This window comes from Pantoea sp. alder81, from assembly GCF_020179835.1.
Taxonomy (GTDB): Bacteria; Pseudomonadota; Gammaproteobacteria; order Enterobacterales; family Enterobacteriaceae; genus Pantoea.
The window spans coordinates 399,510-410,718 of sequence record NZ_JAIUDA010000001.1 but is presented as its reverse complement, the minus strand read 5'-3'; the positions used below and the strand labels follow the sequence as shown (position 1 = coordinate 410,718).

General features: G+C 52.3%; 13 protein-coding genes. 8 read left to right on the top strand and 5 right to left on the bottom strand.

Annotated features, from left to right (window positions below; translation table 11 throughout):
* Positions 1-314: 314 nt before the first annotated feature.
* Positions 315-542 (top strand): DUF2594 family protein, encoded by a 228-nt coding sequence (locus LBW88_RS01920; protein WP_200571684.1) that lies wholly within the window; start codon positions 315-317, stop codon positions 540-542.
* Positions 543-573: 31 nt separating this feature from the next.
* Here LBW88_RS01920 and LBW88_RS01915 read toward each other — a convergent pair whose 3' ends face one another.
* Both LBW88_RS01915 and sdiA read right to left on the bottom strand, forming a co-directional pair.
* Positions 574-1,185 (bottom strand): acyl-homoserine-lactone synthase, encoded by a 612-nt coding sequence (locus LBW88_RS01915; protein WP_224929377.1) that lies wholly within the window; start codon positions 1,183-1,185, stop codon positions 574-576.
* A 122-nt stretch (positions 1,186-1,307) separates the two neighbouring features.
* Complete coding sequence (sdiA, locus tag LBW88_RS01910) at positions 1,308-2,030, bottom strand: transcriptional regulator SdiA (RefSeq protein ID WP_224929380.1); 723 nt, start codon at positions 2,028-2,030, stop codon at positions 1,308-1,310.
* A gap of 554 nt (positions 2,031-2,584) precedes the next feature.
* On the opposite strand from sdiA, the gene LBW88_RS01905 reads away from it, so the two are divergent.
* Entirely contained in the window at positions 2,585-3,259 is a 675-nt protein-coding gene (locus tag LBW88_RS01905; protein WP_224929382.1) for a DUF4396 domain-containing protein, read from the top strand.
* On the opposite strand, the gene LBW88_RS01900 is transcribed toward LBW88_RS01905, so the two are convergent.
* Positions 3,260-3,958 (bottom strand): extensin family protein, encoded by a 699-nt coding sequence (locus LBW88_RS01900; protein ID WP_224929385.1) that lies wholly within the window; start codon positions 3,956-3,958, stop codon positions 3,260-3,262.
* A 284-nt stretch (positions 3,959-4,242) separates the two neighbouring features.
* On the opposite strand from LBW88_RS01900, the gene cycA reads away from it, so the two are divergent.
* On the top strand, positions 4,243-5,634 hold the full coding sequence (gene cycA / locus LBW88_RS01895; protein ID WP_224929387.1) for a D-serine/D-alanine/glycine transporter: 1,392 nt from the start codon (positions 4,243-4,245) through the stop codon (positions 5,632-5,634).
* 41 nt (positions 5,635-5,675) lie between these two features.
* Here the strand turns inward: cycA and LBW88_RS01890 are convergent, their stop codons facing one another.
* Positions 5,676-6,650, bottom strand: a complete 975-nt coding sequence (locus LBW88_RS01890; protein ID WP_224929390.1) for a metal-dependent hydrolase — start codon at positions 6,648-6,650, stop codon at positions 5,676-5,678.
* A 23-nt stretch (positions 6,651-6,673) separates the two neighbouring features.
* Positions 6,674-7,309: an HTH-type transcriptional regulator RutR gene (gene rutR / locus LBW88_RS01885; RefSeq protein ID WP_224929394.1), complete on the bottom strand. Its 636-nt coding sequence runs from the start codon at positions 7,307-7,309 to the stop codon at positions 6,674-6,676.
* A gap of 308 nt (positions 7,310-7,617) precedes the next feature.
* Here rutR and rutA point away from each other — a divergent pair, with 308 nt between their 5' ends.
* The 5 genes from rutA to rutF are packed head-to-tail and all read left to right on the top strand — an operon-like array spanning position 7,618 to position 11,200.
* Positions 7,618-8,709 (top strand): pyrimidine utilization protein A, encoded by a 1,092-nt coding sequence (gene rutA, locus LBW88_RS01880; protein WP_200570960.1) that lies wholly within the window; start codon positions 7,618-7,620, stop codon positions 8,707-8,709.
* Positions 8,709-9,419, top strand: coding sequence for a pyrimidine utilization protein B (rutB, locus tag LBW88_RS01875; RefSeq protein ID WP_224929397.1), 711 nt, complete (start codon positions 8,709-8,711; stop codon positions 9,417-9,419). The genes rutA and rutB overlap by 1 nt, the downstream gene beginning before the upstream one ends.
* A 44-nt stretch (positions 9,420-9,463) precedes the next feature.
* Complete coding sequence (rutC, locus tag LBW88_RS01870; protein ID WP_200570957.1) at positions 9,464-9,859, top strand: pyrimidine utilization protein C; 396 nt, start codon at positions 9,464-9,466, stop codon at positions 9,857-9,859.
* Positions 9,859-10,662, top strand: coding sequence for a pyrimidine utilization protein D (gene rutD / locus LBW88_RS01865; protein ID WP_224929400.1), 804 nt, complete (start codon positions 9,859-9,861; stop codon positions 10,660-10,662). The genes rutC and rutD overlap by 1 nt, the downstream gene beginning before the upstream one ends.
* Before the next feature lie 16 nt (positions 10,663-10,678).
* A complete protein-coding gene (gene rutF, locus LBW88_RS01860) occupies positions 10,679-11,200 on the top strand; it encodes an NADH-dependent FMN reductase RutF (RefSeq protein WP_224929403.1) in 522 nt (173 codons plus the stop codon).
* The last annotated feature ends 9 nt before the right edge of the window (positions 11,201-11,209 follow it).

Below are 11,209 nucleotides of genomic sequence, written 5' to 3'. Positions count from 1 at the left end.
ATATCAAATAGAGGTCAATCCCAGATATTTTTTGAGTAAAATGCATTACCATGCAAGAATTAAAATGTGAAATTGTGACTAATATCATTATGTTATAATTTATAATCTTTTTATCGACCGTCAGGCGCTCGGTAATAAAAATAACGTCATTACCTGTTTTTTCCTGCCTGTAAATAGCGCAAACATCCCTTTAATGTTGGTTTAATCTTCACCGCTTCGCCTGGGATAAATTCATCCGCCAACCATATGATATACTCTGTTTTTTACACACAGGTATTGTGTCAACATTCAGTAACACCACCAAGGAGTCAATGATGAGTGATGAAGACTTTTCAACATCGCAGGATACCCAGGCGCTGGCCGACGAAGTGGCTTGCCTGAAAATGATGGTGACGCTGATTCTGAAAGGAATGGGTCAGGCGGATGCCGGTAAGGTGATCATTAACATGGAGCGCTATGTGCAGAGCGCGTTAGTGGATAAACCGCAGGCGGAAGTGTTTAGTAACACGATTCGTCAGATTAAAACCGCCTACCGTCAGTAAGCGGCCAAGCCCCGCGCAGCGCGCGGGGTGATCAACTGTGCGACTGCCAGTTCACAGAAACACCCAGTGATGGCAGCACCTCTTCCGGACTGAAGCGACGTGTACCGCGATACTTATCCGCCAATGCCGGCTGGTGAACCGGAATACGAATGGCAAACAGGTTATCCTCAGATTGAATTAAACCCGGTGACAAAGGTTCGTACACCACGCCATGCTGCTCAAACATTTTTTCCAGCATCGGTGTCGCTGAACTGATCAAATACTCCATACCGCTGAGTTCTGCCAACTGCACCGAATGCCATAAAATCGTCAGCGGCAGTTCTGCATCCACTTCAAGACGTGCCGAAAAGCGCGACATTTCCCAGACTTTATCCCGATCGAACGGCAGCACCATCCCTTCAGGCACTTCTGGTTCATGCCAGGGCAACAAACGTGCACAGCCGCAAATCCCCTGACGCGCATTCCACGCGATGATCCAGGTGACGTCGGAGCGATCAAAGCGATCGTACTCCTGTCCGGGCGTACTTAAGCGCGGCGGGATTGACCATCCTTCACCCCGCGCAAAAACGCTGTAGCGATAGGTTCCCAATTCTGCCAACAGAGAGGACGGCATATCCTTAAGCTGTGTTTGAATTACTTTCATCATGCGCCCCTGACATCCCCATGTTTGCAATGATTTCTTTGCGCCAGCCTGGCAAAGTTCCGGCGCAGGGTAGACAACTGACTAAAGAGTGGGAACTACTAAAATTAGTAGTTGCCTTTTTGCTATATCAGGCCAATTGCCGCCGCATAACACGCAATCTGCGTTTTATTGGAAACATTAAAACGCTTTTGCATATTCTTTTGGTGAAAATTCACCGTATGTTCTGAAATCGCTAAAATCAGAGAAATTTCCGCAGAAGTTTTTCCTTCTGCCGTCCATTTCAATATTTCCAGTTCGCGTTGGCTAAAATCGTTAGATAAAACTGCCATTGAACTATCATTGAGCCGCTCTAGCACGCGCAAACTCAGTTCCGCCAGAAAGTGCAGTTTCACCTCTAGCTGAACGCGTAAGTGTTGAGTCTGACTGTGAAGCGATGATGCTATAGATAATATACCAATGGCACGATTTGGCGCCATGGCCGAACAAGAAAAGCCGCTGTTAAGGCCTGCCGCATTCGCTTCAGCCCATAAATTACCGGCGCCGGTGAAGAGATCTCTCGTCCATTCCACGCCACGTCCCGCCCGCTGACAAAGTAACAGCACTGGGTCGACTGCATAATAATTTTCGCTTTCGTAGCGCTTAACCCAACTTTCCGGGTAAGTACTGAACAAAAACACGCGCGGCCGGGTAAAAGGCACGGGATGTTGAACCAGGAAAGCGAATGAATCGAAACCCATCGCTTCAATGTGTTTTTGTAATAGCGTTTTTACTTGAATCACTTCCGTCAGCGCCTGAAATTCATTTTCAGTTTCGCCACGCCAGACGAAATAATTATCGGTAGTCATTATTGCCTCAGCGTTGTTTCACGCTTTAACTTGTTATTCGTTCTGATTAACACAAAAAATAAATTAACTAGAGAAAAAATATTGATTGAAATGAGAGCAGCCCGCGGGGTAACAATCATAACTATCCTGTTGTCAATGCGTTACCATTATGTGGGGAACTGAAAGCAGAGACATTTTGCCAACTGCTTCACAACTTTAATCCTCTTTCCTGATTAGAATAGGATTTTTCCGAAGGAGTTTCAATCACCCTATTCATCGAAAATTATCATTAGATTGATAAATTTTTAGCATCGTCATTAACTAAAATCACTCACTCTTAAAGCGGATACTGAGGGTAATAGAGGTATTTGTGGGACGAATGGCATTCGGTTCATTCTTAATCCCAGCCATTTCTGTGGTGAGCTGTATGGCGTGATTTCCGTCACCCTCTTTTCCAGCTACGCTTAGAGGATGTGCGGGGGATCACGCCGAGAATTTTTCCAGGGGAAGACGTTACGCCCTCACCCATAATGGCGCATCGTCATGCGTATTCGAGCATCATAACGGGGCTGACTATGATGAACCAACTGGCATTACCTTTCCTTGTTCTGGGCGGTTGCACAGCGCTGATGATTTTAAAAGATCTTTTCCGCCACCCGCATCCGGTGGCCATCATGAATATCATCTGGCCACTAACCGGCCTCTATATGCCCTTCATCGGATGGTTAGCCTGGTGGTATCTGGGGCGAAAACCTTCACGTCAGGTAAAACTCGCGCTGCTGGTTCCGCAAAAAATTCAGAGTAACGCCAGCTGGCAAACAATATTTATTTCTACCTCATTATCCGCTGCAGCCTGTATATTTGGCGACATAATGACCCTACCAATAATCACCATACTAAACCAATTCGCCATTATGCCCACGCTCTGGATGCAGGCGATTATTTGCGTGATAGTTTCATTGGTGGTGGGTTTATTTTTCCAATTCCTGGCCATTCGCCAACATGAAAAACGTTCATTTGGCCGGGCGTTATTATTAGCATTTAAAACGGAAACTTTTCCGTTACTGATTTATCAATTAGGTATTTTTATCTTTATGGCGCTGGCACTAAAATTTGTTCTTAACCAGCAAATCAATCCATTGCTGGTGGCTTTCTGGTTTATGCTACAACTGGCCATGATCATCGGTTTCCTATTCTCCTGGCCTGCTAATCATTTCCTGATAAAACGTGGGCTTAATCCCGCCGTCTAGTTAACGACAGTATCCTGCACCGCGCATGCCCAGGTGAAAATGTCCGGCATGCGCGGCGTTATAATCCGGTCCTAATGCATTGCCAAAGGTCGCACAACCGTTACGCCACAATGCGTGAAGCCCTGCCGCCGCATCGTCGGGTTGCTGCCAGTTTTTACTTACCTGCAACCAGCGCCCATTAGCCAGTTGAAATCCTGTCACATCCCATGCATCTGCTGTCGCATGCTCGCTTAAGCGCCCCTGCTGACGATGATAGATATTACGACAGGCGTAACTGCCGACGTGGCTAATGCGCCGTAATGGGCTGTTGATGCCTGCCTGCTGCAATGCGGTGCTGCTGTTGACGACAAACATTGTGCTACTTACCGCCATGGGACAACTGGCAAGAAAACTGCTGCTTAAGGTGACTTCGCCAAATCCACTCACGCGCATAGGTTGTTCTAAAGGACAATCACCTTGCATCGCAGGCACGGTACGAAATTGTACCCACCCCTGCTGGCTGGCACGCTGCATCACTGCCAGACAGGCAGCAGGATCGTGACTGAGCCGCTGCAATTTGTAGCGCATCATCCATCCTGGTGGGTCAGTCACCGACAATGGCGTAAACGGATTCCACTGCGGCGGTAAATGCGTTTTCAACCAGGGTAGACTCCACCAGCCACATAAAGCCAACAGGGCAATCGCTAATAATGCGCGCACTACACCTCACGTTTACTCATTAAAGGAAGACGTAAGTGTAGGTGGCAAAACGAGGAAATGACGCAGAAAAGGCTTAATTGCTGAAGATTTACGCAAACTCACCGTGGATTATGCCATGTAAATATTTACTGACAGACGAAACCCCGTAAAAGGTCACAATTGTAAAAAAACAATTACCGAGAGTTGCAAGCTTTCCACTATCTTATGCCACTTGCCCTATTAAACGGCACGCTATCTAACAGCCAGTAGAGCTGACACAACATCAAAACAGGAAAGATATATTTATGGTTGATCAATCCAAAGAGGCGCTTGTTGAGGCCGAACAGCCGGATAAGCTCCAGCGTAATCTTCATAACCGCCATATCCAACTGATTGCCATCGGTGGCGCGATCGGCACCGGGTTGTTTATGGGCTCAGGTAAAACAATCAGTCTGGCCGGCCCCTCGATCATTTTCGTTTATATGATCATCGGCTTTATGCTGTTCTTCGTGATGCGCGCCATGGGCGAATTGCTGCTCTCAAATCTCGAATATAAATCCTTCAGCGATTTTGCCGCCGATTTACTCGGCCCCTGGGCAGGCTATTTTACCGGCTGGACTTACTGGTTCTGTTGGGTAGTGACCGGTATTGCCGATGTGGTGGCCATCAGTGCCTATTTCCAGCTCTGGTTCCCCGACTTTTCCATCTGGATGAGTGCACTGCTCTGCATAGTTGTTTTCCTTGCACTGAATATCGCGACAGTGAAGTTGTTTGGCGAAATGGAGTTCTGGTTCGCGATTATTAAAATCGTGGCGATTGTTGCCCTGATCGTGACCGGCATCGTGCTGGTGAGCATGCATTACCCTTCACCCAGTGGCAGCGCAGCAGCTCTGAGCAATATCTGGGATCACGGTGGTATGTTCCCGAAAGGATTAAGCGGCTTCTTTGCTGGCTTCCAGATTGCGGTGTTTGCCTTCGTCGGTATTGAGTTAGTCGGAACAGCAGCAGCGGAAACGAAAGATCCGCACAAGGTGCTGCCACGCGCGATTAATGCCATTCCGCTACGAATCATTATGTTTTACGTTCTGGCGCTGCTGGTGATCATGGCGGTGACGCCGTGGAATCAGGTTATGCCTGACCGCAGCCCGTTCGTTGAGATGTTTGTGCTGATTGGTTTACCTGCAGCTGCCAGCATCGTGAACTTCGTGGTGCTGACTTCAGCCGCGTCATCCGCCAACAGTGGTATTTTCTCCACCAGCCGTATGCTGTACGGCCTGGCAGAACAGGGTGTGGCGCACAAAGCGTTTGGTCGTCTGTCGGCTCGAGCGGTTCCCACTACCGGACTGTTCTTCTCCTGCTTCTGCCTGCTGTGTGGCGTTGCACTGATTTACCTGATCCCCGATGTGATGACGGTATTCACCATGGTCACCACGGTATCGGCGATTCTGTTTATGTTCGTCTGGACCATCATCCTGTGCAGCTACCTGGCTTACCGCAAACAGCATCCGCAGCGTCACGCTGAGTCGAAGTTCAAGATGCCGCTGGGCAAGCTGATGTGCTGGGTGTGCATGGCGTTCTTCGCCTTTGTGATTGTCCTGCTGACCTTGCAGGACGACACTCGCCAGGCGCTGATGGTCACGCCGCTGTGGTTCGTCATCCTTACCATGGGCTGGTTATTACGTCGTCGTAAGGCCTGATAATCCTGCTGAAAAAAAGCCCCGAATTTTCGGGGCTTTTTTTATAACCTTTCGCGTAATTTATGCCATGCCTGCGCCAATGATGGTCGCACCGAAGGCTCTCTTTCCAGTGCCGGTTCCGGGGAATGTGCCGATCCCAGATTGAAGGTGAAGGTGTAATTTGGCGCTTCCCCCATCCTCAAATCCGATATCAAAGTATCTTCACCCTGTAGACGCATGGCGTAAAAACCGTGGCTGAACCACGCCACTCGCTCGGCATACCAGTCGCCTTTAAACGCATCGAACAATTGCGGGTTGCGCGGATGCCAATGAATTTCCAGCGCCCGATCGGGTGACAGCATTGACCAGTAAGCTTCTCCGTAGCGATCGGGGGTCATAATTACGGTTCGCCACACCAGGGTATTAAACGCGGTTGGCGTCACCAGCACTTGCTGTGGCTGGATGGATTGCTGGGTTAAGTCACGATTAATATGCTGCGTCGCGATACCCTGCACCACCATACTCCAGCCGAGATACAGGGTACTGATCAGCAAACCCGCCTGATTCCAGCGCAATCCCACCCCGTCACGCCGCCATAACGCCACCAACAGCGCGATCAGCAACGGCAAAGTATACAGCGGGTCGATGATGTACATACTGCCAATTGCGTAGGGGAAATTGGTAAACGGCAAACCCAGCTGTGTGCCGTATACCGTTGTCAGGTCGAGTAAAGGGTGAGTAATCAGGGCCAGCCAAATCGCCAGGCACCAACCGCGCCAGTGCGGGCGACTGCGCGACACAACCGCAACCAGCCAGGCCAACAGGGGCGCAATCAACGTCAGCCACAACAGCGCATGGCTCTCGGTGCGGTGCAGCGTCATATTGCGGATCGCATCGCCGTGATCGATAAACACATCAAGATCGGGCAAGGTGCCGGCAATCGCGCCCACCAGCGCCGATTGCCATAAAGGCACGCGCTTGCCCATCACCGCGACGGTGACCGCCGCGCCCAACGTCAGTTGTGATAGCGAATCCATGCACTCTCCTGGCTAAAGCGGGATCAACGCACGCGGATCCCTTCAATAATCATGCGCTGAACATTCTCCAGCGTTTGCTCGAAAAATTCCGGGTCACTCAGGGTCTGGCCGGTGATCGCTTCAACCTGTGAAGCAAAATCTGCGTAATGTTGCGTGGTGGCCCACAGCAGGAAAAACAGATGCTGCGGCTGCACCCCGGCTAAACGCCCTTCCACAATCCACTGTTCGATGATTGCTGCTTTCTCATCCACCAGCGCTTTTAAATCCCCGGCCAGTTCGCCTTTAAGTAACGGAGCACCCTGGAGCATTTCCAAACAGAACAAGCGCGAGGCCTGCGGGTGATCGCGCGACACTTCCAACTTAAGACGAATATATTTCCGGATGGCGGTCAGTGGATCCTGATCGTGACGCAGCGCGCGCAATGGTGCCAGCCAGACATCAAGGATCTCTTTCAGCACCGCGATATACAGCACTTCTTTTGAGGGATAGTAGTAGAGCAAATTGGTCTTTGAGACGTCGGCACGCTCCGCCACTTTATCGAGGCTGGTACCGTGAATACCGTATTGTGAGAAGAAGGTTAGCGCCGCTTCCAGTATCGCGGCCCGTTTCGCGGCAACGGCTCGTGAACGTCGGCCCGGCTTTTTTTCATCGTTTTTCACACTGTTACCTCTTCAATCCTGCCTATCCGCATCATAACAAAGCCCCTCTTTCCTGCCTAATCGCTCTCCCTGCACCTTTTTTGACCACGGCACGCATGAAAAACGTGCAAAACGTTTTGACCAAACGGTCTGATTTAGACCAACCACTCCACTTTCACTATCGGACGTTTTTTAACACGTTGTTGTACAAGGCATTTAAAAATGTGGCACAGGCTTTGCAATTTTGTGACGGAGCGCCGCTCGCAGGATGCGTGCAGGAAGCAACGCAGCGCGTAGAGCAATGCCCGTTCAATGCAGAGAGGTTTCACATGAAAATTGGCGTCTTTATCCCGATTGGCAACAATGGCTGGCTCATCTCCACCCATGCGCCGCAGTACAAACCGACTTTTGAACTGAATAAAGAGATTGTGCTGAAGGCCGAGCACTATCACTTCGACTTTGCGCTCTCGATGATTAAGTTGCGCGGCTTCGGGGGCAAAACTGAATTTTGGGATCACAATCTCGAATCCTTCACGCTAATGGCGGGGCTCGCGGCGGTGACCTCACGGATTGAAATTTATGCTACGGCAGCGACCCTGACGCTGCCTCCGGCGATTGTGGCGCGCATGGCCGCCACCATTGATTCGATTTCCAATGGCCGTTTCGGCGTCAATCTGGTCACCGGCTGGCAGAAACCGGAGTACGAACAGATGGGATTGTGGCCGGGTGATGAGTACTTCTCCAGCCGTTACCAATACCTCACAGAGTACGTCACCGTGCTGCGCGATTTGTGGGGCACCGGTCAGAGTGATTTTAAAGGTGAATTCTTCACCATGAACGACTGCCGCGTCAGCCCGCAACCGCAAAAACCAATGAAAGTGATCTGTGCCGGACAGAGCGATGCCGGTATGGCGTTCTCCGCGCAGCATGCCGATTACAACTTCTGCTTTGGTAAAGGGGTCAACACGCCTACTGCCTTCGCTCCGACCGCCAGCCGCATGAAAGTCGCAGCGGATAACGCCGGACGCGATGTGGGTTCCTATGTGCTGTTTATGATCATTGCCGCCGAAAGCGACGAAGCCGCGCGCGCCAAATGGGAGCATTACAAAGCGGGCGCCGATGAAGAAGCCCTTGCCTGGCTCACCACGCAAAGCCAGCAGGACACCAAGTCCGGCAGCGATACCAACGTGCGTCAGATGGCCGATCCGACCTCAGCCGTGAACATCAATATGGGCACCTTAGTGGGGTCTTACGCCAATGTGGCACGAATGTTGGATGAAGTGGCAGAGGTTGATGGCGCTCAAGGCGTATTACTGACCTTTGATGACTTCCTGCAAGGCATTGAAGATTTCGGGGAACGTATCCAGCCATTAATGCAGTGTCGTCAAAACGTTATCACTTCGCAGAAGGAGGTTGCCTGATGAATGCCGTGACTTGTGCCCACACGTCAAGTTTGCCGAATATCACCCTGCCCGCCCGGCCTGAAGCGATTGCACTCCCGCCGGCGCAGAGTGCCTTGATCGTGGTGGATATGCAAAACGCCTATGCCACCGAGGGGGGGTATCTCGACCTTGCCGGTTTTGACGTCTCCGCCACCAAACCGGTGATCGCCAAAATTCATCAGGCGGTGACCGCAGCACGCGCGGCTGGCATGCAGATTATCTGGTTCCAGAACGGCTGGGACGATCAGTACGTTGAAGCGGGTGATGCCGGCTCGCCGAACTTCCATAAATCGAATGCGCTGAAAACCATGCGCAAGCGACCGGAGTTACAGGGCACGCTGCTGTCGAAAGGCGGCTGGGATTATGCGCTGGTGGATGAGCTGGTGCCGCAGGCAGGTGACATCGTGTTGCCCAAACCGCGCTACAGCGGCTTCTTTAATACCCCACTTGACAGCATGCTGCGCAGTCGCGGTATCCGCCATCTGGTGTTCACCGGCATTGCCACCAACGTGTGTGTCGAGTCCACACTGCGCGATGGCTTCTTCCTCGAATATTTTGGCGTAGTGCTGGAAGACGCTACTCATCAGGCCGGACCGGCGTTTGCCCAACAGGCGGCGATTTTCAACATCGAAACTTTCTTTGGCTGGGTAAGCGACACGGACACTTTTTGTGAAGCCCTGAAAGCTTAAGGCCCATCTCACCTGCAAAACCATAACGATAAGGAACTGCGACGATGCCTAAAAGTGTGATTATTCCTGCCGGAAGCGGCACCCCAATTGCGCCGTTTGTGCCGGGAACGCTGGCTGACGGCGTGGTTTACGTGTCAGGCACGCTACCGTTCGATGCCAGTAACAATGTGGTCCACGTTGGCGATGCGGCGGCTCAAACCCGTCACGTGCTGGAAACTATCAAAAAGGTGATCGAGACCGCCGGTGGCAGCATGAGCGACGTCACTTTCAACTCAATTTTCCTCACCGACTGGAGCAACTACGCCGCGATTAACCAGGTTTACGCCGAGTATTTTCCCGGCGACAAACCCGCACGCTTCTGCATCCAGTGCGGATTGGTTAAACCAGACGCGCTGATTGAAATTGCCAGCGTTGCCCACATCGGGCCGCAGGAGGCGTAATGCACCTTGAGATTCATGGTTTAACCGCTAACGACGCGCCAACGCTGGTGCTGTCGTCCGGTCTTGGTGGCGTAGCGGGCTTCTGGCAACCCCAGTTAGCGGCACTCACACCTCATTATCGCGTGGTGACTTACGACCAACGCGGCACCGGTCGCAGTGCCGATACGCTGCCAGAAGGTTACAGCATGGCGATGATGGCCGCTGAACTGGCTGAGTTACTGGCACAACATGGCATTCATCATTACGACATTGTTGGCCACGCGCTGGGTGGCCTAATCGGCCTGCAGCTGGCACTGGATTATCCCGACCGTGTCGGCCGCGTCGTGGTGATTAATGGCTGGCTGTCGCTGGATCCGCATACGCAGCGCTGCTTCCAGGTGCGGCAGGATTTACTGCTCAACGTGGGCGTAGAGGCCTTTGTGCGCGCGCAGCCACTGTTCCTCTATCCGGCCGAGTGGCTGGCTCGGCATCAGGCGCGCATCACAGCTGAAGATGCCCATCACGTGACCCATTTTCAGGGCATGGAAAATCTGCTGCGCCGCTTACATGCATTGATGAACAGTGATTTCCGCCCGCATGCGGCGCGGATTCAGCAACCAGTGTTAGCCATCTGCAGCCAGGACGATCTGCTGGTGCCGTGGAGCTGCTCTCCGCAGCTGGCCCAGGCGCTGCCGAATGGCAGTCTGATTGAGATGCCGTGGGGCGGCCATGCGATGAGCGTGACCGATGCCGATAAGTTTAACGCTCTGCTGCTGGGATGGCTGGCCGAAACGGCTGCACCTGCACAGCGCGTTGCGAGTTGAACAGAGGAGGTAAACCATGAGTGTGCATGAACTGCCACTGCTGCCAAATGTTGACCGCGATGCTTTTCGCCATGCCATGGCGCGATTGGGCGCGGCGGTCAATATCATCACCACCGACGGCCCTGCCGGTCGCGCCGGATTCACCGCATCAGCCGTCTGCAGTGTGACGGATACGCCGCCCACTTTGCTGGTGTGTCTGAATCGTTCGGCCTCGGTCTGGCCGACTTTCCGTGACAACGGCTATCTGTGCGTCAACACCCTGGCGGCCGGTCATGAAGATCTTTCTACGTTGTTTGGCGGGAAGACGCCGATGGAACAGCGCTTTGCCGCTGCTGAGTGGCATACGCTGGCCAGCGGCTCACCGCTGCTTGACGGCGCCACCGTATCGTTTGATTGCAAAATCAGCCAGGTGGTCAGTGTTGGCACCCATGACATTCTGATTTGTGAAGCGCTGGCGCTGGTGCGTAACGATGATTCGCATGGCCTGGCGTGGTTTGACCGCGGATATCATCACCTTTTACGGCAGGACGCCCGCTAACGCCGCCCT